Annotated in this window: 25 protein-coding genes; 10 read left to right on the plus strand and 15 right to left on the minus strand. The window is 59.8% G+C overall.

What is annotated here, in order from left to right:
* From LC094_RS06540 to LC094_RS06560, 5 genes are all read right to left on the minus strand, one after another.
* On the minus strand, window positions 1–118 hold a 118-nt coding region (locus tag LC094_RS06540), incomplete at its 3' end, for a GTP-binding protein (RefSeq protein WP_264186419.1).
* A gap of 91 nt (window positions 119–209) precedes the next feature.
* Window positions 210–863 carry a hypothetical protein gene (locus tag LC094_RS06545; protein WP_226551020.1) on the minus strand — a complete coding sequence of 218 codons (654 nt, stop codon included), beginning with the start codon at window positions 861–863 and terminating at the stop codon, window positions 210–212.
* 81 nt (window positions 864–944) lie between these two features.
* Window positions 945–2,147: a M48 family metallopeptidase gene (locus LC094_RS06550; protein ID WP_226551021.1), complete on the minus strand. Its 1,203-nt coding sequence runs from the start codon at window positions 2,145–2,147 to the stop codon at window positions 945–947.
* Window positions 2,144–3,394 (minus strand): YjgN family protein, encoded by a 1,251-nt coding sequence (locus tag LC094_RS06555; protein WP_226551022.1) that lies wholly within the window; start codon window positions 3,392–3,394, stop codon window positions 2,144–2,146. Before LC094_RS06555 ends, LC094_RS06550 begins: the two co-directional genes overlap by 4 nt.
* 71 nt (window positions 3,395–3,465) lie before the next feature.
* A complete protein-coding gene (locus LC094_RS06560) occupies window positions 3,466–5,826 on the minus strand; it encodes a DNA topoisomerase IV subunit A (protein WP_226552207.1) in 2,361 nt (786 codons plus the stop codon).
* Between the two features lie 174 nt (window positions 5,827–6,000).
* Here LC094_RS06560 and LC094_RS06565 point away from each other — a divergent pair, with 174 nt between their 5' ends.
* The 6 genes from LC094_RS06565 to LC094_RS06590 all read left to right on the plus strand — a co-directional run bounded on the left by LC094_RS06565 (window position 6,001) and on the right by LC094_RS06590 (window position 10,245).
* On the plus strand, window positions 6,001–6,603 hold the full coding sequence (locus LC094_RS06565; protein ID WP_226551023.1) for an SH3 domain-containing protein: 603 nt from the start codon (window positions 6,001–6,003) through the stop codon (window positions 6,601–6,603).
* Between the two features lie 93 nt (window positions 6,604–6,696).
* Window positions 6,697–7,530 (plus strand): SDR family NAD(P)-dependent oxidoreductase, encoded by an 834-nt coding sequence (locus LC094_RS06570; RefSeq protein ID WP_226551024.1) that lies wholly within the window; start codon window positions 6,697–6,699, stop codon window positions 7,528–7,530.
* Window positions 7,531–7,605: 75 nt separating this feature from the next.
* Entirely contained in the window at window positions 7,606–7,809 is a 204-nt protein-coding gene (locus LC094_RS06575) for a twin transmembrane helix small protein (protein ID WP_167600856.1), read from the plus strand.
* Window position 7,810: 1 nt separating this feature from the next.
* Entirely contained in the window at window positions 7,811–8,389 is a 579-nt protein-coding gene (locus LC094_RS06580; RefSeq protein ID WP_226551025.1) for a cob(I)yrinic acid a,c-diamide adenosyltransferase, read from the plus strand.
* A gap of 183 nt (window positions 8,390–8,572) precedes the next feature.
* Window positions 8,573–9,325: an electron transfer flavoprotein subunit beta/FixA family protein gene (locus LC094_RS06585; protein WP_226551026.1), complete on the plus strand. Its 753-nt coding sequence runs from the start codon at window positions 8,573–8,575 to the stop codon at window positions 9,323–9,325.
* Window positions 9,325–10,245, plus strand: coding sequence for an electron transfer flavoprotein subunit alpha/FixB family protein (locus LC094_RS06590; RefSeq protein WP_226551028.1), 921 nt, complete (start codon window positions 9,325–9,327; stop codon window positions 10,243–10,245). The genes LC094_RS06585 and LC094_RS06590 overlap by 1 nt, the downstream gene beginning before the upstream one ends.
* Before the next feature lie 65 nt (window positions 10,246–10,310).
* Here the strand turns inward: LC094_RS06590 and LC094_RS06595 are convergent, their stop codons facing one another.
* Window positions 10,311–11,138 carry a DUF6473 family protein gene (locus LC094_RS06595; protein WP_226551029.1) on the minus strand — a complete coding sequence of 276 codons (828 nt, stop codon included), beginning with the start codon at window positions 11,136–11,138 and terminating at the stop codon, window positions 10,311–10,313.
* Window positions 11,139–11,316: 178 nt separating this feature from the next.
* On the opposite strand from LC094_RS06595, the gene LC094_RS06600 reads away from it, so the two are divergent.
* Window positions 11,317–12,192 carry a 3-hydroxybutyryl-CoA dehydrogenase gene (locus LC094_RS06600; protein WP_226551030.1) on the plus strand — a complete coding sequence of 292 codons (876 nt, stop codon included), beginning with the start codon at window positions 11,317–11,319 and terminating at the stop codon, window positions 12,190–12,192.
* A gap of 59 nt (window positions 12,193–12,251) precedes the next feature.
* Here LC094_RS06600 and LC094_RS06605 read toward each other — a convergent pair whose 3' ends face one another.
* Genes LC094_RS06605 through LC094_RS06635 form a run of 7 tightly spaced genes read right to left on the minus strand, consistent with a single transcriptional unit; the run spans window position 12,252 to window position 17,633 of the window.
* Window positions 12,252–13,154, minus strand: a complete 903-nt coding sequence (locus LC094_RS06605) for a lysophospholipid acyltransferase family protein (protein WP_226551031.1) — start codon at window positions 13,152–13,154, stop codon at window positions 12,252–12,254.
* A 1-nt stretch (window position 13,155) separates the two neighbouring features.
* The gene (locus tag LC094_RS06610; protein WP_226551032.1) at window positions 13,156–13,419 is read right to left on the minus strand and encodes an HPr family phosphocarrier protein; all 264 of its coding nucleotides are present in this window, start codon (window positions 13,417–13,419) and stop codon (window positions 13,156–13,158) included.
* A gap of 45 nt (window positions 13,420–13,464) precedes the next feature.
* Window positions 13,465–13,857 (minus strand): PTS sugar transporter subunit IIA, encoded by a 393-nt coding sequence (locus LC094_RS06615; RefSeq protein ID WP_167600864.1) that lies wholly within the window; start codon window positions 13,855–13,857, stop codon window positions 13,465–13,467.
* Window positions 13,858–13,871: 14 nt separating this feature from the next.
* On the minus strand, window positions 13,872–14,753 hold the full coding sequence (gene rapZ, locus LC094_RS06620) for an RNase adapter RapZ (protein ID WP_404814982.1): 882 nt from the start codon (window positions 14,751–14,753) through the stop codon (window positions 13,872–13,874).
* 20 nt (window positions 14,754–14,773) lie between these two features.
* A complete protein-coding gene (locus LC094_RS06625; protein WP_226551034.1) occupies window positions 14,774–15,211 on the minus strand; it encodes an HPr kinase/phosphorylase in 438 nt (145 codons plus the stop codon).
* Entirely contained in the window at window positions 15,208–16,932 is a 1,725-nt protein-coding gene (locus LC094_RS06630; RefSeq protein ID WP_226551036.1) for a sensor histidine kinase, read from the minus strand. The genes LC094_RS06625 and LC094_RS06630 overlap by 4 nt, the downstream gene beginning before the upstream one ends.
* Window positions 16,932–17,633 (minus strand): response regulator transcription factor, encoded by a 702-nt coding sequence (locus tag LC094_RS06635; protein WP_226551038.1) that lies wholly within the window; start codon window positions 17,631–17,633, stop codon window positions 16,932–16,934. The genes LC094_RS06630 and LC094_RS06635 overlap by 1 nt, the downstream gene beginning before the upstream one ends.
* Before the next feature lie 380 nt (window positions 17,634–18,013).
* On the opposite strand from LC094_RS06635, the gene LC094_RS06640 reads away from it, so the two are divergent.
* Both LC094_RS06640 and LC094_RS06645 read left to right on the plus strand, forming a co-directional pair.
* Window positions 18,014–19,612: a phosphoenolpyruvate carboxykinase gene (locus LC094_RS06640; protein ID WP_226551040.1), complete on the plus strand. Its 1,599-nt coding sequence runs from the start codon at window positions 18,014–18,016 to the stop codon at window positions 19,610–19,612.
* A 102-nt stretch (window positions 19,613–19,714) separates the two neighbouring features.
* Window positions 19,715–20,053, plus strand: a complete 339-nt coding sequence (locus LC094_RS06645) for a c-type cytochrome (RefSeq protein ID WP_226551041.1) — start codon at window positions 19,715–19,717, stop codon at window positions 20,051–20,053.
* Here the strand turns inward: LC094_RS06645 and LC094_RS06650 are convergent.
* On the minus strand, window positions 20,045–20,815 hold the full coding sequence (locus LC094_RS06650; protein ID WP_226551042.1) for a sulfite exporter TauE/SafE family protein: 771 nt from the start codon (window positions 20,813–20,815) through the stop codon (window positions 20,045–20,047). The two genes, LC094_RS06645 and LC094_RS06650, sit on opposite strands and share 9 nt — an antisense overlap.
* A gap of 207 nt (window positions 20,816–21,022) precedes the next feature.
* Between LC094_RS06650 and LC094_RS06655 the strand changes: the two genes are divergently transcribed.
* The gene (locus LC094_RS06655) at window positions 21,023–22,708 is read left to right on the plus strand and encodes an acyl-CoA dehydrogenase family protein (RefSeq protein ID WP_226551043.1); all 1,686 of its coding nucleotides are present in this window, start codon (window positions 21,023–21,025) and stop codon (window positions 22,706–22,708) included.
* Window positions 22,709–22,725: 17 nt separating this feature from the next.
* Here the strand turns inward: LC094_RS06655 and recO are convergent, their stop codons facing one another.
* Window positions 22,726–23,469, minus strand: coding sequence for a DNA repair protein RecO (gene recO, locus LC094_RS06660; protein WP_226551044.1), 744 nt, complete (start codon window positions 23,467–23,469; stop codon window positions 22,726–22,728).
* Window positions 23,470–23,520 lie beyond the last annotated feature (51 nt).

Here is a 23,520-nt window from a genome sequence, read left to right on the forward strand (position 1 = left end):
TGAAGTCACCAAAGTATTTGGTGATCGCTGCCGTCAGGGTGGTTTTACCGTGGTCAACGTGGCCGATCGTGCCGATGTTCACGTGCGGTTTCGAACGCTCAAACTTTTCCTTAGCCATATCGAGGCGCCTCTTGGATTGAAGGGGCCTGCATGCGGCCCGAAATTAACATCGCGGGCTAGGTAGTGGTTTCGAGCAGGAAAATCAAGCGTCAGTTGCTATTTGTCGCCTGTTGCGCGGCTTCTTCTGCGGCCTCGGGCGCCAGAACTTCAAGCGCGGCCTTCGCCTCGTCGGCATCCGAACTGTCGGAGGCAATCGGCTCGATGCCGAACCACTGGCCGTTTTCCTGCAACCAGCGCTCGACTTTGAGGGCGGCATTGCGGCTCAGAATCTCGAGCTGTTCCTCTTTTGTGCGCGCAATACCCGACCCGACGAGCGTCGCGCCAGAAGCGCCTTCGAACACGGTCAACAGCTTGGGCTTTTCCGTCAGTTTCACACCTTTCGAATCGTCCCAGATGTTGACCGACAGCACGAGCACGGATTTCGGCGTGAACAGAACCGGGATGCCGGGCGCGGCAAGGCCATAGGCATCGACCTTGATCCCGATGTGATAGAGCTTGTCGCCATCGTACCGCCCAAAGCGCGCCTGCATCGCGTCCTTGATCGCGACTTCGATATTTTCCTCGCTCTCAGTGCGCGAAAATGGCGCTTTCGTCGCATCCGTGGCCACAACGACATTGTGCCCAAAGGCGAAATCCCCGAGGTCCACCAAAGGCGTATCCTCCGTAATGACCTTCGCATCACTACAGGCCGTCAGAGCCAAAAGGGAAAGACCAAAGACAGCGCGACGAGTGAATGACAACACGGGGGGAGACCTCCTGAATTTTCGGTTCCCTAGGGGTAGCGGCAAACGGCGGGCGGTGCAACGCCATGACTTCGACATGACTTAGTCGCAGATCGCGCGCAGGTCGGACCAGGCCGCCTCCGAGAGAATCGGCTGGGTGTCCTGATCAAAACCGACAGCGGCGGCATGGGCGCGATCCACCCGGTCGCCCAGTTTGGGGTGAGACGCCAGATGCGAGGCGAGGCCTTCGCTGTCGCCGTACTTCTCTTTGAGCCGTTCAAACAGAGGCGCAAGCGCGCCGGGCGACACGCCGACTTTCGGCAAAAGCGCATGGGCATAGGCGTCGGCGGCACTTTCCGCCTCTTGGCTATATTGCGCATTCACCAGTTGGTTGACGCCCAACAGCACCACCGTGCCCCCGGCAAAATCGCCGAAAACCAGAGACAAAACCCCAAAGGTCCCCACCCCGCGCAGGGCGTGTCGCGTGGGGTCGCGATGGGCGACGTGGCCAATTTCATGCGCGATGACGGCGGCGACCTCATCGGGACCACCGGCCTCGTCGATCAGCCCGCGCATCACGACGATCCGACCGCCCGGCAAAGCAAAGGCATTGACCATATCGAAATCGAGCACCGTAAGGCGCACAGCCTCCGGGGCCAGATCGGACGCGCCAATCAGTGCCTCCTGCATCTGCGTCAAAGCCGCAAATCCCGGATCGTTCGTACATTCCCGGATCGGGATATAGTCGTTTTGCGAAAAGCTCTCGCGGATGCGCTCATAGGTCTTGTCACCCAGCGCGCGCTCGCCCTCGACCGGCAAACGCATGGCCAGTTGATCGGCAATCGCCGGGATCAGCACGAAGACAATCAAGAGAACAGAGGCCACCGCCCCCGTGATCAACCCGGCGATGCGGCCTTTTCCGGTCACCGGCGCGCGGCGCGTCAGGTTGGGCGCGGCGGCTTTGATCTCGGACAACAGCACGCCATCGCGCACATAGAGCCGCGCCGTCGGAGACATCACAGTGGTGAACACCCCCATCGACACCTTGCCCCAACGCAGGTTGTGCTGTCCCTCAACATGGCGCAGTTGCGACAGCGGCCAACTCACACACAGGGTTTCATCGGACATGACCTTGCCCCAAATGTCCTCGCGCGGCTCACCAAGATAGCGCACTTCAAGCACACCCTCACCCGGCGGCATCGTCACATAGGCATCATGGCGCTTGGCCGTCTTGCCATCCACGAATTCACAGCGGACACCTTCGGGCGTCGCGGCCCAGGGATTGACTTGGGGGGTCATCGTCATATCGCCGCCCCCAGATCAAAGGCTTCAGCCATGCCCTCGGCCTGCCCTGCGTGGTCCCGATCACGTTGCTGGATCTGCGCCAGATGTTCGCCCCCCGTCAAAGACAGGGTCCGCGCATAGTGCCGCCAGGTCGGAAACAGCACAAAGGTCTGACGAAACACGGAAAAGAACAACAGCGTCGCCATGTAGAGAAACAGCGCAAAGGCCACGGTCAGCCCGGCAGACGGCAGGCCCTCACCATCCCCGGCGGTCCCTTCGCTCACCGCGCCCGAGGCAAAAACCCCGAAATCCGCAAGCCCCGGATAGAACAGGATCAAAAGACCAGAAGCCGCCGCGCCGACGACCAGCATCGCCAGCCCCGTGCAAATATTGGTCAAAAGATAGCCGCCGATGTTGATCCCCAAAACCCGCGGAAAAGACAGGCGCGAGATCAAGCCAACACCGCCCGCCGTCTTATGATTGGCCAGATAGCGCAGGGCAACGATCCGGTAGCGCAGATAGAAAAACAGCGCGATCAGGATCAGCAGCGGCACGAAAGCCAAAAGACCAAAAAGTTCGCCCCCAGCATCGAACCCATTGTCTTTTTCACCCACCGCAAAGCTTTGAGCAACAGCATAAGAGACCATACCCAGCCCAAGCCACAGACACATAAGCGTCGGCAAAAACGACTTCGCCAGACCGGTCCATTTGCCGCCTTGGTGCATCCGCTGATCGCCGAAAAACGTCCGATCGGTGCGGAACTTTTCCAGCTTGAAGGTCATGCGCGGCCAGAGGAATCCAAGCGTGATCAGCGACAGAAACAGATGCCCCATCGCAACCATCGCATATTTCCCCGCCGCCGGTTCAAGCCCAAAGCGAATGCCACGCCAGCGGGTGCGGGCGTAGACATAGCGTTTGGCCCGGTAGGAGGCGAAATAGATCAAAGGCAGGGCAATGACGGCGGCCACGAGATAGGCCTCGACCTCATCTTGGAACACCGCATAGGAGGCATAGACCAGCCCAAGCGCCAGCACACCGATCAGAAGCGCCAGCATCACAAGTGCGATGAGAAATCCGGTGAATTTCTCGATCCCCTTGCCGACATATTCCAAAGGCGTGCCGTCCGGGCGCACGGCGGACCAGAAATGCCGCCGGAGCCGGGTTTTCATCCAGAACCGATAAAAGCCAAGCGTCAGAACGGACAGCGTGGCGGTCCACAAAGACAGGCTCAAAATCGGGCCAACCCGACCCTCGAATTCAGTTTTCAAAAGCTGCGCCACATGTCCCCCACACACCACTCACGACGGTTCCCTGCCAGACAAACAGCGACCGATTAAAATCAGCTGAATTTATTGTCCCGCGGGAAGCCATGCGGCGGCTGTTTACCCACGCCCGCACGTTTTCCGAGCCATTGCGTCAGGTCTTTTTCCGTCCGCGTGTTGCCTCCGCCCATGGTCCAGCTCAGGCCATCTTCCCAATTGAAAGTGGTCAGATCGGACAACCCGCCATCGAGTTCCAGCATGCCTTGGGCGCCGCGCGCCTGATTGTATTTCTGCAACCGCACGCCCTTGCCCCGACCCAGTTCGGGCACCTCGGAAAGCGGGAAGACGAGGAAGCGCCGGTTCTGCGACATGACCGCGACATGATCGCCGGCAATCCGGTGCACGATCACGGCTTTCTCGTCGTCCTTGACGTTCAGCACCTGCTTGCCGGACCGCGTTTGAGCGACGATGTCTTTCTCCGCGATCTGGAATCCGTTGCCCGCATTCGACGCCACCAAAAGACGCCCCTCGGGATCGTGTTTGAAGATGTCGATGATCTCCACCTCATTGGGCAGATCGACCATCAGCCGCACCGGCTCGCCCATGCCCCGCCCACCGGGCAGGTTGGCCGCAGACAGCGTGTAGAAGCGCCCCGACGAGCCCATCAGGATGAGTTTATCCGTGGTCTCGGCGTGGAAGGTGAAACGCGGCCCGTCGCCGTCCTTGAACTTCAATTCGCGGGTCAGATCGATGTGACCGGACATGGCCCGGATCCAGCCCATTTGCGACAGCACGACGGTGATCGGCTCGCGCTCGATCATCGCCTCCAACGGCACATCCTCGACCTCGGCGGCCTCGGCAAATTGCGTCAGACGCGCGCCACGAGGACCGTAATCCTTGCCGAATTTCTTCTTGGTCTCTTTGAGTTCTTCGGAAATCCGAATCCATTGCAGCTCTTCGGAGCCCAAAAGCTCCACAAGACCGGCTTTTTCTTCGAGCAACGCATCGCGTTCGCGGATCAACTCGATCTCTTCGAGACGCCGCAAAGAACGCAGGCGCATGTTGAGGATCGCCTCGGCCTGCACCTCGGTCAATTCGCCTTGGACTTCGGGGGCCGGCAGCGGGCTGACGTAGTCTTTTTCCGTCATCGCACGCGGCACGTCGCGGCCCCAAATCTCCGCCATCAAGGCGGCTTTCGGGTCGTCGTCGTAGCGGATGATGTCGATCACGCGGTCCAGATTAAGGAAAGCAATGATGAAACCTTCGAGCACCTCAAGACGGTGATCGATCTTTTCCAGACGGTGCTGCGAACGGCGCTGCAACACGACACGGCGGTGATCGAGCCAGGCACGTAGCACCTCTTTGAGCGAACAGACTTTCGGCGTCCGCCCGTCGATCAACACGTTCATGTTGAGCGAGAACCGCGCCTCCAGATCGGAGTTGCGGAACAGCGTGTTCATCAACACGTCCGGGTCGACGTTTTTCGACTTCGGCTCAAGGATCACGCGAATGTCCTCGGCGCTCTCATCGCGCACGTCGGCCAGAATCGGCACTTTCTTGGTCTGGATCAGCTCGGCGAGCTTCTCGATCAGCTTCGATTTCTGAACCTGATAGGGAATCTCGGTGACGACGATCTGCCAGACACCACGTCCCAGATCCTCGACCTCCCACTTCGCCCGCAGACGGAAAGAGCCGCGGCCCGTGGCATAGGTTTTTGCCATGCTTTCACGCGGCTCGACAATGATGCCACCTGTGGGGAAATCCGGGCCTTTGACGTAATTGAGCAGAGTTTCGTCGCGCACATCCGGCGCCTTGATCATATGCAGCGAAGCGTCGATCAGCTCGCCGATGTTGTGCGGCGGGATGTTCGTGGCCATGCCGACCGCGATGCCGGACGAGCCATTGGCCAAGAGGTTCGGGAAGGCGGCGGGCAACACCTCCGGCTCGCGCAGCGTGCCGTCGTAGTTGTCGCGATAGTCGACCGCATCCTCATTGAGACCTTCGAGCAAAGCTTCGGCCGCAATCGTCATCCGCGCCTCAGTGTAACGCGAGGCCGCCGGATTGTCGCCGTCGATGTTGCCAAAGTTCCCCTGACCGTCGACCAGCGGATAGCGGACGTTAAAATCCTGCGCCAAACGCGCCATTGCATCGTAAATCGCGGCATCGCCATGCGGGTGATAGTTGCCCATCACGTCGCCGGAGATTTTCGCGGATTTGCGGAACCCCCCGGTCGCGGACAGCCGCAATTCACGCATCGCATAGAGGATGCGTCGGTGCACGGGCTTCAACCCGTCGCGCGCGTCCGGCAGCGCCCGGTGCATGATCGTCGAGAGCGCATATTGCAAATAGCGCTCGCCGATCGCACGGCGCAAAGGTTCAAAGCTTTCGCCCAGAGGCGCGCCTTCGTTTTCGGGATCTTGGGTCAAATCACTGCTCATAGGGAGCATGAATAACCGCCCGCCTCGGCCCCGGCAAGCGTCCCTCTCACAGGATTTTGTCCCCAGAGCGCCCGAAGGTGATCAAATTCTAGGTGGAGTTTTGGAACAAGTTTCCCCGTCAAGAGTTGAAGAATCGGTTATAATAGAACGCGTAACGATATTCGGGGGTGTGTTATGCTGCGTCTTTTGGCAATGACTTCTGTTGGCCTGTGGGCCTCATTCATGGTGTTTGGGCGGGATTTGAGCCCTCAGGAACAGGCCGCGCTCGATCTGCGCCGCGCCGAGAAAGTCTCTGTGTTTGCCGGGCTGTCCGACCGTTTCTCAGAAGCCTTCGGCACCGATGTGAAACGTCAGGGCGCCTATGTGCCCACCTTGGCAGAGTTGAACGCCCAAAGCACCGTGGCTCCGACAGCTGCGCCCTCTCGTGACTCTGGCCTTGTGCAACTGGCCAGCGCCCAGATCGGCACGCCCGACATCACGCCCACCAGCGCCACCACGACCGTCGCACATCCCGAGAAAATGGCCGCCCTGTTGGTCGATCCCGTGATGGACCCGACCGAGGCCGCGTCTGACATGATCCTGCGCGAAGTCACCGCAGCCCGCGTCAACGTGCGCTCCGGCCCCTCCACCGTCAATCCGGTGATGGGTCAGGTCGTGCGAACCGAGATTGTCCGCGTCATCTCTCCCGAAGAAAACGGCTGGGTCAAAATCTCTGTCGAAGGCGACGGGGTCGAAGGCTATATGGCCGCCCGCTTTTTGGCCGATGTTTCTCACTAAGAGTGAATTTTGCGATCTCGCCTGATTGGTGGATTCCCTCGTCGTCGATCATGCGATAAGCCTTTCCCGATCCTCTCGGGAAAGGCTTTTTTTATGCGCTCCATCCTCATCACCGGCTGCTCCTCGGGCATCGGCTATCATGCCGCGCATGCCTTGCAAAAAGAGGGCTGGCGGGTCTTTGCGACCTGTCGACAAGAGGCGGATGCAGCGCGGTTAAGGGGAGAAGGTTTGGAAAGCTTTCGTCTCGATTACGAGGACCCGGCCTCCATTGCTGCCGCCTTTGACGAGGCCCTGTCGCGCACCGGCGGCATGTTGGACGCGCTCTTTAACAATGGCGCCTATGCGATCCCTGCGCTGGTCGAGGACCTGCCTGTCGCCGCGCTGCGCCAGAATTTCGAGGCCAATCTCTTTGGCTGGCACGACCTGACGCAACGTGCCATTAAGGTGATGCGCCAACAGGGAGCAAATGGCCAAGGCCGCATCGTGCAATGCTCCTCCGTCATGGGGTTCATCACCACCAAATTTCGCGGCTCCTATGCGGCGACGAAACATGCGCTTGAGGCGCTGTCCACCGCCGCGCGTCTTGAGCTGCGTGACACGGATATTCACGTCTCGATCATTCAACCCGGCCCCATCGCCACCGATTTCCGTCTGAATTCACGCAAGAATTTCGACCGTTGGATCGACTGGGAAGGTAGCGACCAAGCGCCGCGCTATCGCCCCGTGGTGGATCGCCTCTATGCGACCGACAAATCCCCCGATCCCTTTGAGCTGCAATGCGATGCGGTGACCGCCAAGCTCCGGCGTGCGCTCAACAGCCCGCACCCGAAAGCCCGCTATCACGTCACGAAAGTCACCACATTCTCTGCCCTCGCCCTGCGGTTTCTGCCCGCGCGCGCCAGCGAATGGATGATGTCCAAAGGCTGACACCCGGATTCGCGACTTGGGTCGCGGACATAAAAGCGCTATCACAGTCACATCATTCCTAGGGAGGAAATGCACATGTCCGATCCGTTTCTCTATGTCATTGGCGCGGCCTGCCTCCTCGTCCTCGTCATTCTCGCGCTCGGCATCGGCCAGTTCGGTCGCGGCGGCGCCGAAGGGGCGAAACGCTCGAACAAACTCATGCAGGCCCGCATTTTGGCCCAACTGGGCGCGGTGATCCTCGTGGTCATCTTCGTGGCGCTGCGCAAATCGGGGAACTGACATGGTTGTTTTGAACAAGATCTACACCCGCACCGGCGACGCTGGCGAAACCTCACTTTCCGATCTGTCGCGCACGCCGAAATACGCCACCCGTGTCGAGGCTTACGGCACGGTCGATGAGGTCAACGCCACGTTGGGCCTCGCGCGCCTGCATGCCGAGGGCGAAGTGGACGCCGCCCTGTCGCGCATTCAAAACGATCTCTTCGACTTGGGCGCAGACCTGTCGCGTCCGAATTTGGACAAGGACGATGAGGCCGGCTACCCGGTCCTGCGCGCCGTGCCCTCGCAGATCGAGCGCCTCGAGGCAGAGATCGACGCGATGACCGCGGTCTTGGAACCGCTCCGCAGTTTTATCCTGCCTGCTGGCACCGCCTTGTCCGCGCATCTTCACATGGGCCGCACCGTGGCGCGCCGCGCCGAACGGCTGGCCGTCGCGCTGAACGCCGAAGAATCGGGGGACGTGAACCCGGCGGCGATCAAATATCTCAACCGGCTCTCGGATTGGCTGTTCTGTGCCGCCCGCATGGCCAACGACGATGGCAAAGCCGATGTGCTTTGGGTGCCGGGCGCCAATCGCTAGGCCTGCGCGCAGGGCAAAAACATCGGAACGCGGCGGCGGATGTTCTCTCAAACGCTGCGTCTTTGGGACGAAACGCGACGTTTTGGGGGTGTTTTCTGCGTCCGCAAACGGGTAATCACATCAGCGGAGAGCTTGAGCGCCCCCGGTATCCCGGGCGGCACAGTCATAAGGGAGTTTACGCCTATGAAGGTTTTGGTGCCTGTCAAACGGGTGATTGACTACAACGTAAAGGTCAAGGTTAAGGCCGACGGCACGGGTGTCGATCTTGCCAATGTGAAGATGTCGATGAACCCGTTCGACGAGATTTCTGTCGAAGCGGCCATTCGTCTCAAGGAGGCCGGTGTGGCCTCTGAGGTGGTGATCGTCTCGATCGGCGAGAAAAAGGCAACGGATACGATCCGCAATGCTTTGGCCATGGGTGCCGATCGCGGCATCCTGATCGAAGAGGATCAGGGCGTCGACATCGAGCCGCTGGCGGTTGCGAAAATCCTCGCCAAAGTGGTCGAAGAGGAAGCCCCCGAGCTGGTGATCCTCGGCAAGCAAGCCATCGACAACGACATGAACGCGACCGGTCAGATGCTGGCCGCGCTCTTGGGTTGGGGTCAGGCGACCTTTGCCTCCGAGATGGAGATTGCGGACGGCAAAGCCGTGGTGACCCGCGAAGTGGACGGCGGTCTTCAGACCATTTCCGTCAACCTGCCGGCCATCGTGACGACCGATCTGCGCCTCAACGAGCCGCGCTACGCCTCGCTGCCGAACATCATGAAGGCGAAGAAAAAGCCGCTGGATGAGAAAACCGCCGCTGATTACGGCGTCGACACGAGCCCGCGTCTCACGGTGGTCACCACCGAAGAGCCCGCCGCGCGTGAAGCCGGGATCAAGGTCGGCTCCGTCGATGAACTCGTTGCGAAACTCAAAGAGGGAGGTCTGGTCTGATGGCTGTTCTGCTTCTCGCCGAAGTCGCGGGCGGTGCGCTCGCTGTTGATGCCACCGCCAAGGCGGCCACCGCTGGTGCCAAATTGGGCGATGTGACCGTGCTCGTCTGTGGCCCCGCCGCCGCAGGGGACGCGGCCGCGAAACTCGATGGCGTGTCCAAGGTTCTGGTCGCCGATGACGCGGCCTATGCCAACGGTCTGGCCGAAAACCTCGCCGATCTGATCGTGTCTCTGGCAGGTGACTATTCCCACATCATCGCGCCCGCGACCACCACCGGCAAAAACGTTCTGCCGCGCGTGGCTGCACTCTTGGATGTGATGGTGATCTCGGATGTGACCGAGGTCGTCGACGCCGACACGTTCAAACGTCCGGTCTATGCGGGCAACGCGGTGCAGACCGTGAAATCCGCGGATGCGACGAAAGTCATCTCCTTCCGCACCTCGACCTTCGACGCCGCTGGCACCTCCGGGTCCGCCTCTGTCGAGGCTGTGTCGGGTGCGGGCGACAAAGGTCTCTCGGCCTTCGTCGAGGACAAGGTGGTCGAAAGCGACCGTCCGGAACTGACCTCCGCCAAGATCATCGTGTCTGGTGGCCGGGGTGTCGGCTCCGAGGAAAGCTTTGGCATCATCGAAGCGCTGGCGGACAAGCTCGGCGCGGCTGTCGGCGCGTCGCGGGCTGCGGTGGATTCGGGCTATGCGCCCAATGACATGCAGGTCGGCCAGACCGGCAAGGTCGTGGCACCCGAGCTCTACATCGCCTGCGGCATCTCCGGCGCGATCCAGCACCTCGCCGGCATGAAGGACTCGAAAGTGATCGTCGCGATCAACAAGGACGAAGAAGCCCCGATCTTCCAGGTCGCCGACTTCGGCCTCGTCGCAGACCTCTTCGACGCCGTCCCGGAATTGACCGAAAAACTCTGAGACCTCTCAGGTATGAAACACGAAAGGCCCGCCATAACGGCGGACCTTTTGCTGTCCGGCTCGCGTTAAAGATAAGGCGCAAGCGCATCCTGAAGAGCTTTGGCGGCTTTCGCGTGAGCAATCGGACCCAGCATTTCCCGCGCGGCAGGCGCGTCGAGATCGGAGTAGATCATCATCTCATAGCCCGCGTCGATCTCATCCTGACTCACCACCACCTCGACCACATCTTTGACCAAGGGTCGAATTTCCTCGATCATCTCACGATTCACAAAAAGCGGATCGCCTTCGATCGCGTCGCAAGCGGCCTCGTCATCCGGGGAATGGCCGGAGAGCCACAACAGCACGACATCGCCTTGCAACTTGTTGGCCATGGTCCGCATCCGCGCCACCCAAGCATCGCGCAGCTCTTGGCGCACCATGACGAATTTCTCCTCCGACGTGACCTCCAAGGTTTGCAGGAGATGCCGCGTAAAGTTGAAATCGGTAAAGTCGATCTCGCGATAGATCGTCCGCAGAAGCGTCGAGGCCCGCAGGAAACGGTCATTGCGGCGCGGGTGCACCGCGTAGAACCGGTTCGACATGTTTTGCGCGCCGGGCATTTGCAGCACCGTCACCTTGGCCTTTTTGCAGATGTCCGCCACGGTTTCATCATTCAGAAACACATCCACGCCGCCATTCACACAGCCGAGGTTGAGCGTCGTAGCCCCCAATCCGGCCTCGGTGAGCGCCGGAAACGGCACGTCGACGAATTTCCCGTATGTTTCCGTCCCCCCTAGGAAAGCCACATACGGATCGTCGAGATTTTTTTGCGGTCCGCGGAACAGAAGTTTCGATTTGCCGTACCGGCACGGCGTATAGTTTAACGAGCCTTCGCCCATATTTTGGTAAGCCATGTGTCCACCCACTGGTTCTTAAATTTCACCCGACACAGAGAGTCGCAGACACAGGTTTCGAAATCGCTAAATCGCCAATTCGTTAAAAATTTTATAGGTCAGCGCCCCTGCCTTGCCCCTTGAACCCGGCGGGATGTGGCGCGTAAACTTCATGCAAATTTGTCCAAGGAGAGTGCGGATGGAGATCAAGAAAGTCGGTATCGTCGGCGCCGGTCAGATGGGCAACGGCATCGCGCATGTCTTCGCTTTGGCGGGCTATGATGTGGTGGTGAACGACATCTCTCAAGACGCCTTGGACAAGGGCATTGTCACGGTCACGCGCAACCTCGACCGTCAGGTGTCGCGCGAGAAAATCTCCGAAAATGAACGGGATGCGGCGCTTGCGCGGATCTCCACCACACTCAACCTCGAAGAGCTGGGGCAGACCGATCTGGTGATCGAGGCGGCGACCGAGCGCGAAGACGTCAAGAACGCGATTTTCGAGCGACTTCTGCCGCATCTGAAGCCCGAGACGATCCTCACCTCGAACACCTCGTCCATCTCGATCACCCGGCTTGCGTCGCGGACGGATCGGCCAGAAAAATTCATGGGCTTCCACTTCATGAATCCCGTGCCGGTGATGAAGCTCGTCGAGCTTATTCGCGGCATCGCCACCGATGAGGCGACCTACAAGACGCTTCTGGGCGTGGTCGAATCACTCGATAAAACCGCCGCCAGCGCCGAGGATTTTCCGGCCTTCATCGTGAACCGCATCCTGATGCCGATGATCAACGAGGCGGTCTATACGCTCTATGAGGGCGTTGGATCGGTCAAATCCATCGACGAGTCGATGAAGCTGGGCGCGAACCATCCGATGGGGCCGCTGGAGCTGGCCGATTTCATCGGGCTCGACACCTGTCTGGCGATCATGAACGTGCTGCACGATGGCTTGGCCGATACGAAATACCGCCCCTGCCCGCTTTTGACAAAATATGTCGAGGCCGGCTGGCTCGGCCGCAAGACCCAGCGGGGCTTTTACGATTACCGGGGCGAAACGCCCGTGCCGACGCGCTAAATCGGGCGCATCCGGATATAAAGAAGGGGCCGCGCGGGCCCCTTTTTCGTGTGTGGAGTTTAATCCGTGCGCCCGCCCAGAGCCAACGTATGAGAGCGCATCCAATCCATGAATTCGCGCGTCTTCGTCTGCCAATCCTTGAGGTCGTCCGGCGTCAGCGGGTCACCGATGATCGGCGCCTGCGGCTTGTCCAGCGAATGTGCGATCTCATGCAGCAACAGCCCCTGTCGGAAGCTCGCCGCGATCTTGTCCGCGATCTGATAAAGCCGCGTGTTGCGCCCCGGGAAATAGATCGGCAGCACGGTGGCCCCGGATTTCAGCACCATCTTGGCGGTGAACGGGTTCCACGGTTTCTCCTTCACCGGCCCCCACCAATCCTCGGACGAGGCCACAGCGCCCGCCGGGAAAAGGATGATCACGCCACCGGCTTTCAACGTTTCCATCGCCTCGTTGCGCATCTTGATCGAGGCGCGGTGACTGTCGGGTTCGTGCGGGAAAGGCACCGGCAACATGAAGGGGTCGATCTCGCGAATGCCGGTCAACAGCGAACGCGTCAGGATTTTGTAATCCGTGCGCACCTTGCCGATCAGCTCCGCCATCACCAGACCGTCCACGAGGCCGTGCGGGTGGTTCGCGACCACAACCAACGGACCTGTGGCGGGAATCTTGGCGATCTGATCCTCGGGGGTCTGCACCTTGATGCCCATGACCTCAAGCGCCTGGCTGAAGAACGGCTGGCCCATCGGCGTGCCCATCTTTTCGAACCGACGGATGCGGCGCAAAAGCGGCAGCTTGCCGGTCACCCATTCGATGGTGCGGATGATCAGAACCTTAGAGGGATCGGAAAACGTGCCCGCATAGGACAGCCGGCGTGCGTCGTATTTGACGAAATCCTCGTCGCCAGGTTTCGGAGCGTGGAGGTCCGTCACGTCGTCTTGCCCATCTTTTTCGGGGTGAGACACTTTACATATCCTCGCCAAATCTGTCCTTGATCAGGGCCTCTATGGCATCCGCCAGCGCGTCCGCCTCCGGCCCGGTCGTCGTGACGTCAATAGTGGTTCCTTTGGAGGCTGCCAACATCAAAAGCCCCATAATGCTGTCGCCAGAAGTGCTCAGCCCGTCTTTGGAAACCTCGGCGCTGGCGTCGAACTCCTCGACCACTTCGACGAGTTTCGCCGAGGCGCGCGCGTGCAGCCCCTTAACATTCACGATTTCATGTGTGCGCATAACCGACGCCATCTCCCCACTCGACTTTATTCTTGTCCGACAGCTTTAACGCCCGTGGACGTCGAAACTGTCGATATATTTTCGCCCGGCATCAAGCGCATTGCCGACCGCCTCCGCAACCGTTTTGTGCCGCGATTTTGCCAGCTTGATCAGCATCGGCAGGTTCGCGCCATAAATGATCCGACGGTCGTTGTGATGACAGGCCAAAAGCGACAGGTTCGACGGGCTGCCGCCAAACATATCGGTCACCACGACCACGCCATCGCCACTGTCGACATCGTCGGCGGCGGCGCAAATCTCGCGCTGTTTGGCCGAGCGGTCATGATCCGGCTCGATCGAAATCGCTTCGATACCCACCTGTTTGCCAACGACATGTTCGACCGCCGCGAGATACTCGCGGGCCAGTCCCCCATGTGCGACGATCACAATTCCGATCACGTAAGCATTCCCGGTCAAAGGCCGCTCTGGCGGCGTTCAAGTTCCCTGTGTCTTATTGACACTTGCCAATTATGTTCTGCAAGGGCTTTGGATAGAATTTCCGCGAGCGTCACCGATCTGTGTTGCCCTCCGGTACACCCAAAGGCGATTGACAGGTGCTTTTTACCCTCATCGCGATAGGCGGGCAGCAGAAGCAGGGTCAGTTCCAGAATTTTCTGGAAAAACGCGTCAAAGCGCGGGTCGTTTTTCACGTAGTCCTGGACCTGCGCATCCGTGCCGTTCAGGGTTCGCAGGCTCTCGTCCCAATAGGGATTGGACAGAAAGCGCACGTCAAAGACCATATCGACGCCCCGCGGCATGCCGCGTTTGTAGGAAAAGCTATGAACCGAGAGCGCCATGTCCGCCTCGCGCCCTTCGGCGAACCAGTGTTCGATCTCGTCGCGGAGCTGGTGCGGCGTCATCTCGGAGGTGTCGATCAGGATGTCAGCCCGCGCCCGGATCGGCACCAAAAGATCGATCTCGCGCGCCACGCCATCCTGCGCAGTTTCGGCAGGCGCCAGAGGGTGGCGACGGCGGGTTTCGGAATAGCGCCGGATCAGCACCTCGGGCGCGCAATCGAGGTAGAGCACCTCCGCCTCATGGTTCGGATCGCGTGTCAAATCGTCGATCACTTCGATCAGCCCATTGACGGAAAAATCACGGTTGCGCACATCGAGGCCCAGCGCCAGAGGCTTGGTCAGCCCGCCGCCCTCCAAAAGCCGCGGCAGGATCGAGATCGGCAGGTTGTCGATGACCTCATAGCCCAGATCTTCAAGCGTATTGATCGCCGTGGAGCGCCCCGCGCCAGACGGACCGGTCACCAAGACCACGCGGTGGCGGGATTTCGATTGCGGGATCGGCATCTCTGCGGATGAAGTCACGCGCATCGGCCTCCTTTGAGCCATTGGATCAGGGCCGGGGCGAATTGCGGCCCATCGACCCGGTAGAACAGGGGAATCGAGACCCCGATGAGAGCCTTTTCGCGCCGGGGTGGCAAGCGCTCTGTTTCGACCTGTGCCATGTCGACCACAGCGCGCAATCGGGTGTGCGGCAGGCACTCTGCTGTCAAAATCCCGACCCCGCGCGCTTCGATCATGCTGGTCAGCGTCCCGGGCGCTGTCGCCACGAGGTCAGCCCCATCGCGCGTCAGGAGGGTGCGGTCGTCAGACACCAGCGTGGCGCCCAACGCCATCATCGTGAGCGACAGGGTCGATTTCCCGCTGCCCGATGGCCCGATGATCAAAAGCCCGCTTTCGGAGTCCAAAGCGACACAGGAGGCATGAAGGTTCACCTCCTCCTGCGCGTCCTTGCTCACACCGGCAGACCCACGACGAAACGGGCGCCCAGCGGATCGGAGGTGATGTCGGCATCGGTCGGGCGGATGTTCTCAGCCCAAATCACACCGCCATGCGCCTCGATGATCTGTTTCGAGATCGCAAGGCCAAGACCGGAGTTGTTGCCGAATTGCCCCTCAGGGCGCTCCGAATAGAAACGTTTGAAGATTTTCGTCAGCGCCTCTTCCGGGATGCCCGGCCCGGTGTCCTCGACCACGATCAGAACACGATGATCCCGCTTGCGGACCCAGACCCGAATGGCGTCGCCGTCTTCACAGAACGAGATTGCATTGGTGATCAGGTTCACAAACACCTGCGCCAGACGTGCTTCGAGCCCCGAAATCATGATCGGCTTGTCAGGCATGTCCGCGATGAATTCGACGCCCTTCTCCTGCGATTCCTGCGACAGGTAGTCGATCAGGTTCGTCAGCATCTGGATCAGGTTGAACTCTTCTTCCTCTTCCTTGACCAACTCACTGTCGAGGCGAGAAGCGTTGGAAATGTCGGACACAAGACGGTCAAGACGACGCACATCATGCTCGATCACATCGAGCAGCTTGATGCGATGCTCCTCTTTCTTGATCATCCGCAAAGAGCCTACAGCAGAGCGCAAAGACGCCAGCGGGTTCTTGATCTCATGTGCCACGTCCGCGGCAAATTGTTCGTTGGCGTCGATCCGATCATAAAGCGCAGACACCATACCCCGAAGCGCCGAGGACAAACGTCCGATCTCATCGGGACGCCCCGAGAGATCAGGGATACGCACCCGGCCCGGCGCGACTTTGCGGCTGTTCTTGTCGCGGCCAATCTCGGCGGCGGCGGCCAGATCGGCCAGCGGGTTGGCGATAGTCGAGGCCAACACAAGACTCAGCCCGATAGAGACCAGAATGGCGATCACAAAGACTTGCAGGATTTGTTCGCGCTCGACCCGAACCAGATCGTCGATCTCGCCCTTGGCGGAGACAAGCCCGATCACACCGATGGTCTCTCCAGTCTCATCCAAGGTGATCGGCGCGGCCACGGTAAAGACCGTGGAGCCTTCGGCATTCACGCTGGTGTTGACATGGATCTCGTTATTCAGCGCGAGCACAGCAAGGCCCGCAACATGTTCTTCGTAATCCGCAAAGCTCTCTTGGCCGCTACCTTTGGCAAAGGTGATGGCAGACCAGATTTTGTTGAGGAAATCGGAGATGACGGTCGAGCGGCCCTCCTCGCGCAGCCCGGCGACATTCGCAGGTTCCACCCGAGGCATCCCCTCGGTCGAGGCGATAAGAACGCCCGTCTGATCATAGATGTAGACATTATCGCGCAGAGGCAGCTCCAGCACCTGAAGCACGCCCGTCACATCATCAGAGCCATCGCTGACATCGAGCAGACCATCCGCCCCGGCCGTCACCTCAAGCATATCGGCGACCAGCGCCGCCTCCGTCACCATCGCCTTTTCGCGTTGCAGCACGAGGCTGTCGCGGAAGGGGTTGAGGTAGAGAATGCCCGCGACCATGAGAATGATCGCAACAAGGTTAAAAGTGATGATCTTCTGCGCCAGAGGCGAACGGTTCACAGCAATAAAACTGCGGCGCCGACGCTTTTCCCGCAGCTCCGCATCAGAGGTGCGCGGCGCAACCCAGTCGTCGCCGAGAACGACATCCGCGTTCTCGGAGTTGGACTTGCCCGAACGATCCATACCGGAAGCCAGAGTCATTACTCCTCGTTGTACCTGTACCCGATGCCGTACAGCGTTTCGATGGCCGAGAAATCGCCGTCGACGGAGCGCATTTTCTTGCGCAGGCGTTTGATGTGGCTGTCGATGGTGCGATCGTCGACATAGACCTGATCATCATAGGCCACATCCATCAACTGATCGCGCGATTTCACAAAACCCGGACGCTGTGCCAGCGCTTGCAACAGCAAAAATTCGGTCACGGTCAGGGTGACGTCGAGACCTTTCCATTTCACCGCATGGCGCAACGGGTCCATTTCCAACTCGCCACGGACCAGCACCTTGGTCTCTTCGGTCTCTGCCACATCGATGCCCGCAATCGCCTCTTGGCGGCGCAAAAGCGCGCGGATGCGTTCGACCAGAAGGCGTTGCGAAAACGGTTTCTTGACGTAATCGTCGGCGCCCATGCGCAGGCCCAGAACCTCGTCGATCTCATCGTCTTTCGAGGTCAGGAAAATCACCGGCATGTTGGTTTTCTGACGCACGCGCTGCAACAGATCCATGCCGTCCATGCGCGGCATCTTGATGTCGAAGACCGCCATATCGGGAAGGCGTTTGTTAAACGCATCCAGAGCCGACTGGCCGTCATTATAGGTTTCAACCTCAAACCCTTCGGCCTCAAGCGTCATGGATACGGAGGTGAGGATATTCCGGTCGTCGTCTACCAAGGCGATACGGGACATGGTCGGTTTCCTTCAACTGCTCAACTGGTTCATTTTTTGTACTATATTCCGTGTTTCAACCGCTCAAATCAAGCGAAACCACGAATCAGAGTCCGGGGTTAAAGCCATAGAAACCTGAAAGTTTCAAGGAATGGCTAATATGTCTCACCTTCGTGCTTATCCCTTATGCAGATTGGCTTTGACGCCCGGCTGTCGGCAAGTGTTTGCGCTACCCCCTATGTGGTTGCGCAAACACTTGATCTCGCGCCTGTTTACGCGCGGCGCAAGCGTGATATAGCAACTCCGTTGGCACATGTGTTGCCCATCCGCGAATGGCCCTTTCGCGGTACAGAATTCTATATCCAAAGACGCCGGCAAGGACACGGCGAGGGAGTTTGCATATGACAACCGGACGCGTGAACCCGGCTTTCACCCTTGAAGACCAAGGCATTACCGGACTTGGCAATGTCTATTACAACCTTCTCGAACCGGCCCTCATCGAAGAAGCCATCAAGCGCGGCGAAGGTGCTCTCGGCAAAGGCGGTTCTTTCCTCGTCAGCACTGGCGCCCACACCGGTCGGTCCCCGAAAGACAAATTCGTCGTCCGCACCCCGGACGTGGAAGACACCATCTGGTGGGAAAACAACCAGCCCATGGACCCGGCGAAATTCGACGTGCTCTACGCCGATATGCTCGAGCACATGAAGGGCAAGGATTACTACGTTCAGGATCTCTACGGCGGTGCCGACCCGGCCAACCAGCTCGACGTGCGCGTCATCTCCGAACTGGCCTGGCACAACCTTTTCATCCGCACCATGCTGCGCCGTCCCGAGCTCAGCGATCTGGATGATTTCACCGCCGATTTCACCATCATCAACTGCCCGACCTTCAAAGCCGACCCGGAAAAGCACGGCTGCCGCTCCGAGACGATCATCGCGCTGAACTTCGAGAAAAAGCTGATCCTGATCGGCAACACCGAATATGCGGGCGAGAACAAGAAGGGCGTGTTCACCCTGTTGAACTACATCCTTCCGGGCAAAGGCATCATGGCGATGCACTGTTCCGCCAACCACGCGCCGGGCAACCCGGTCGACACCGCGATCTTCTTTGGCCTCTCCGGCACCGGCAAGACCACGCTCTCCGCCGACCCGGCCCGTGTGCTGATCGGCGACGACGAACATGGTTGGTCCGACAAAGGCACCTTCAACTTCGAAGGTGGCTGCTACGCCAAGACCATCAACCTCTCCGCTGAGGCAGAGCCGGAAATCTATGCGACCTGTTCGATGTTCGGCACCGTGATCGAGAACATGGTCTATGACGAGCACACCAAAGAGCTCGACTTCCAAGACAGCTCGCTGACCGAGAACATGCGCTGCGCCTACCCGCTGCACTACATCTCCAACGCGTCCGAGACGGCGATGGGCGGTCACCCGAAGAACATCATTCTTCTGACCTGTGACGCTTACGGCGTTCTGCCTCCGATCGCGCGTCTGACGCCTGCTCAAGCCATGTATCACTTCCTCTCCGGCTTCACCTCGAAGACCCCCGGCACCGAAGTGGGCGTGACCGAGCCGATCCCGACCTTCTCCACCTGCTTTGGCGCGCCCTTCATGCCGCGTCGTCCGGAAGCTTACGGCAACCTGCTGCGCGAGAAGATCGCGAAACATGGCGCGACCTGCTGGCTCGTCAACACCGGCTGGACCGGTGGCGCGTTCGGCACTGGCTCGCGGATGCCGATCAAGGCAACCCGCAACCTGCTGCACGCCGCTCTCGAAGGCACGCTGGCCGAGGTCGAATTCCGCAAGGACGACAACTTCGGCTTCGACGTTCCGGTCTCCGTGCCGGGCGTGGCCGATGTGCTCTTGGACCCGCGCCGCACCTGGGCCGACAAAGAGGCTTTCGACGCGCAGGCTGAGAAACTGGTCCAGATGTTCAAAGAGAACTTCGAACAGTACCTGCCCTATATCGACGAGGACGTGAAAGCCGCCGCCATCGGCTAAGGCCTTCCCTCACCTCATGAATTGACGCCCCGGCCCATATGGTTCGGGGCGTTTTCTTTTGCGCGTCATTCGGATGTCACCCTGCTCAGGCAGTCTGCTTTCATGAAATATGCTCTGATTTTCACGTTCCTCACGCCCCCGGCTCTCGCGCAGGAGGTCGACTTTGCCGACCCCGCGTTGATCGACGCCGGCAAAGAGGTCTTCACCGATTTCTGCATGGCCTGCCACGGGGAAGAGGCCTTGGGCGGCAATGGTCCGGACATCCAAGGCGCGATTCTGAGCGATGTCACACAGGCCATTCGCGGCACGGATCAGATGGAGCCGGTTGAGCTTGTCGACGGCGAACCGGAGGCCGTCGCGGCCTATCTCATGGCACTGGCGCCCAAAGTGGCCGAGATCAAAATGCGCCTTCTGGCCGACCGCCAGCAGGGCTCAAAATAGCCCGCGCCGGACCAGATTGGCGCCAGCCACCAAAAGCACAAACAGCGTCGCGCGTTTGAATTTCTTTTGATCCAGACGATCCTGCACCCGCTGCCCCAAGGCCATACCCAAGAGCGCAGGCACCAAAAGCGCCGCAGACAGCGGAATGGTCTGAGCATTCAAAACGCCAGAGCGCAGATGCGCCAGCATCAGGGTCAAGGCGCCGGTGCCAAAGATCACGCCGGTGATCTTGATCTGGAGCTTCTTCGGCGTGTCCACGGCGGTCAGATAGGCCACGGTCAGCGGCCCCCAGATGCCCGCCACGCCGCCGATCACGCCGGAAATCGCACCGAGACCCAGATCGTAAAACCCACGATGATGCGACGGGATATTCAAAGCACGTCCGACCAAAAGATAACTCGCCAGCACGATCACGATGATCCCGAGGCTCAGAAACACCACCGATTGCGGCAGGATCACCACGAGTTGCGCGGAGAGCACAATCAGCACCAAAAGCGCGCCGATATAGAGCCTGTATTGTTTGGCGGCCGCCACCGCCTCGCCTGCGCCACCGCGCAGCGCCTGCCAGACGTTGGAGACGACGGTCGAAAAGATCAGCCCGGCCAGCGCCACCTCGGGCGCCAGAAAGGATCCCAGCCCAGAAATCATGATCATCGGCATGGCGAACCCGGTCGCGCCTTTGACAAATCCCGCCAAAAGAGTGATCGCCAAGGCGGCCAAAAGTTGCGGCAGGGTGAGAAAGGTCAGGAGGCTATCAAACATCATACCCCCTGATAGAGCGCAGCCCTGCATGCGGCTAGAGGAAAGCACCCCTAGGATGGGGCCAGTGTTTTTCTTTCGGCATGCCAGAGGTGATCACAAATTCATCGCGACACTTTAAGTCTCAATAAAACTTCATTTGAAAATATTATTGCGCTGCGGCTGCGAAAGGATTAGACAAGTTCGAGACCTTCAGGAGGAGAGAATCCCATGGCCCTTGATCAACAGGAGATGAAACAGGAGATGACAATGCCGAACCCCATTCTGCCCGATCTTCTGGCTCTGACCGGCGCGGCTGTGGCCCCGGCGGAGGCCATTCTCGACCGGGCGCGCGCCGCCTTGCGCTCCGAATTCCTTGAGGGCGACCGTGTCTCCAGCAAAAAGATCGAGGCCAATCAACCCGCCGCCCATGGGCTGGCGTGGCTCGCGACCTATGTCGAAAGCCTGCGTCAGATGCAGAAATGGGCCGAAGCGCTCTCCGCAGACGGCAAATTCGGTGAGATGGAGCAGCTGATCCACCAGATCGCCTTTGGCGAATACCTCAGCCAGATTTACGGCGGCATCCCGATGAACCAAGGCGAGATTTGCCGTCTCTCCGATCTGGGTCTGGGCCTTGTCCAGCCGAGCCACTGCGAAGTGGTCAAACTCATGCTCGACGGCAATTCCACCGGCGCACGCACGCGGCTTGTGGAATTGATGCGGACCAATTCCGGTCATGCGACCTTTGGCGCTTCTGGCCTCGACGACGAATTGGAAATGATCCGCGATCAGTTCCGCCGGTTTGCCGACGAAAAAGTCGCGCCATTCTGTCATGAGTGGCACCTGAAAGACGATTTCATCCCGATGGAGATCATCGAGGAACTCGCCGAACTGGGCGTCTTTGGCCTCACGATCCCCGAGGAATACGGCGGCTTTGGCTTTCCGAAAGCGGCGATGGTCGTGGTCTCTGAGGAGCTGTCACGCGGCTACATCGGCGTCGGCTCGCTGGGCACGCGCTCCGAGATTGCGGCAGAGCTGATCCTTGGCGGTGGCACCGAGGCGCAAAAGGAACAGTGGCTGCCGAAACTGTCCTCCGCCGAAATACTGCCGACCGCCGTCTTCACCGAACCCAATACCGGATCGGACCTCGGGAGCCTGCGCACCCGCGCGGTGAAAGAGGGCGAGACCTATACGGTGACCGGCAACAAGACTTGGATCACACACGCCGCGCGCACCCATGTGATGACGCTTCTGGCCCGCACCGATCCGGACACCACGGATTACAAAGGCCTGTCGATGTTCCTGGCCGAGAAAACACCGGGCGATGACGAAAACCCCTTCCCAACGCCCGGCATGTCTGGGGGTGAGATCGAGGTCCTAGGCTATCGTGGCATGAAGGAATATGAGATCGGCTTTGACGGGTTCAAGGTGAAGGCCGAGAACCTCTTGGGTGGCGAGGAAGGCAAGGGCTTCAAACAGCTCATGGAAACCTTCGAGTCTGCCCGTATCCAGACCGCCGCCCGCGCCATTGGCGTGGCGCAAAATGCGCTGGAGGTGGGTATGCAATATGCCGAGGATCGCAAACAATTCGGCAAGAGCCTGATCGAATTCCCGCGTGTCTCCGGCAAGCTGGCGATGATGGCGGTCGAGATCATGGTGGCGCGTCAGCTCACCTATTTCTCCGCTTGGGAAAAGGACCATGGCCACCGCTGTGACCTTGAGGCCGGGATGGCGAAGCTTTTGGGCGCGCGTGTGGCTTGGGCCGCCGCCGACAATGCGCTTCAAATCCATGGCGGCAATGGCTTTGCGCTTGAGTATCAGATTTCCCGCATTCTTTGCGACGCGCGGATTCTGAACATCTTTGAAGGCGCTGGTGAAATTCAGGCACAGGTGATTGCGCGGCGTTTGCTGGGCTGAGCCACCACACACAAGACCTAAAAAGGCGGTGCCTCCTGCGCCGCCTTTTTAGCGAGCCGGTCCACGAACCGATCCCGCGCGGCAGGCAAGCCCCGATCCGACAGCTCCGCCGTGATCTTCGCCAGAAAATACCCCGTCGTTTTGAGCCCCTGCCCAATCTCGGCAAAATCCAGCGAGGACTGCCCCAAGAGACACTGCGGCAAGGGCAAGAGCCGATCCGCCCACTCCCCCGCGCCTTTTCGCGACACGGCGCGGCCCGTCTTGGGCGAGACGTAAATCAGATCGTCAGGCGATCCGGTGACGGCACAAGAAGAGAGATCGAGGCCAAAGCCCAACTCCTCCAGCAAAGACACCTCCCAATGCAGATAGGCCAAGGGCCACATCGGATCGGTGCCGATCCGATCGAACAGCGCCAGACTGTCGATATAGAGATAGCCATGCGCCTCGCGCTCCGGCAAAAGCTGCGAGAGCATCGCGGCCATCGCCGTCATTCCGGCAAGCGCCATGGGATCACCCAGCACATGCGCGCGGCTTTTCACCGGCTCGAACGTAAAGCTCCCCAGATGATCTTCGATCCGCGCTTTCCAAGTGACGGCAACCTGCCCGCCCGGCTGCAAATGCGGCGTCATCTTGCGCGAAATACCGCCCCGCACCACGCCCGCATGCCGCCCGTGCCCGGGGGTAAACACCTCGACAATCACCGAGGTCTCGCCATGTTTTCGGACGGACAATACCACCCCTTCATCGCGCCACTCGATCATGCGCCTGCTTCATCGTAGCTGAAAATACTCACACGACCCTGCCCCGCGACG

It is taken from the genome of Celeribacter naphthalenivorans, from assembly GCF_020524585.1.
Taxonomy (GTDB): domain Bacteria; phylum Pseudomonadota; class Alphaproteobacteria; order Rhodobacterales; family Rhodobacteraceae; genus Celeribacter; species Celeribacter naphthalenivorans.

Bases quoted from the DNA above. Each gene is read 5' to 3' on its own strand.
- LC094_RS06585 (WP_226551026.1), top strand. From the start codon at position 8,573: ATGAAGGTTTTGGTGCCTGTCAAACGGGTGATTGACTACAACGTAAAG.
- LC094_RS06630 (WP_226551036.1), bottom strand. From the start codon at position 16,932: ATGACTCTGGCTTCCGGTATGGATCGTTCGGGCAAGTCCAACTCCGAG.
- LC094_RS06580 (WP_226551025.1), top strand. From the start codon at position 7,811: ATGGTTGTTTTGAACAAGATCTACACCCGCACCGGCGACGCTGGCGAA.
- LC094_RS06560 (WP_226552207.1), bottom strand. From the start codon at position 5,826: ATGAGCAGTGATTTGACCCAAGATCCCGAAAACGAAGGCGCGCCTCTG.
- LC094_RS06610 (WP_226551032.1), bottom strand. From the start codon at position 13,419: ATGCGCACACATGAAATCGTGAATGTTAAGGGGCTGCACGCGCGCGCC.
- LC094_RS06565 (WP_226551023.1), top strand. From the start codon at position 6,001: ATGCTGCGTCTTTTGGCAATGACTTCTGTTGGCCTGTGGGCCTCATTC.
- LC094_RS06640 (WP_226551040.1), top strand. From the start codon at position 18,014: ATGACAACCGGACGCGTGAACCCGGCTTTCACCCTTGAAGACCAAGGC.
- LC094_RS06650 (WP_226551042.1), bottom strand. From the start codon at position 20,815: ATGTTTGATAGCCTCCTGACCTTTCTCACCCTGCCGCAACTTTTGGCC.
- LC094_RS06600 (WP_226551030.1), top strand. From the start codon at position 11,317: ATGGAGATCAAGAAAGTCGGTATCGTCGGCGCCGGTCAGATGGGCAAC.
- LC094_RS06570 (WP_226551024.1), top strand. From the start codon at position 6,697: ATGCGCTCCATCCTCATCACCGGCTGCTCCTCGGGCATCGGCTATCAT.
- LC094_RS06590 (WP_226551028.1), top strand. From the start codon at position 9,325: ATGGCTGTTCTGCTTCTCGCCGAAGTCGCGGGCGGTGCGCTCGCTGTT.
- LC094_RS06635 (WP_226551038.1), bottom strand. From the start codon at position 17,633: ATGTCCCGTATCGCCTTGGTAGACGACGACCGGAATATCCTCACCTCC.
- LC094_RS06645 (WP_226551041.1), top strand. From the start codon at position 19,715: ATGAAATATGCTCTGATTTTCACGTTCCTCACGCCCCCGGCTCTCGCG.
- LC094_RS06655 (WP_226551043.1), top strand. From the start codon at position 21,023: ATGGCCCTTGATCAACAGGAGATGAAACAGGAGATGACAATGCCGAAC.
- LC094_RS06595 (WP_226551029.1), bottom strand. From the start codon at position 11,138: ATGGCTTACCAAAATATGGGCGAAGGCTCGTTAAACTATACGCCGTGC.
- LC094_RS06550 (WP_226551021.1), bottom strand. From the start codon at position 2,147: ATGACGATGACCCCCCAAGTCAATCCCTGGGCCGCGACGCCCGAAGGT.
- recO (WP_226551044.1), bottom strand. From the start codon at position 23,469: ATGATCGAGTGGCGCGATGAAGGGGTGGTATTGTCCGTCCGAAAACAT.
- LC094_RS06575 (WP_167600856.1), top strand. From the start codon at position 7,606: ATGTCCGATCCGTTTCTCTATGTCATTGGCGCGGCCTGCCTCCTCGTC.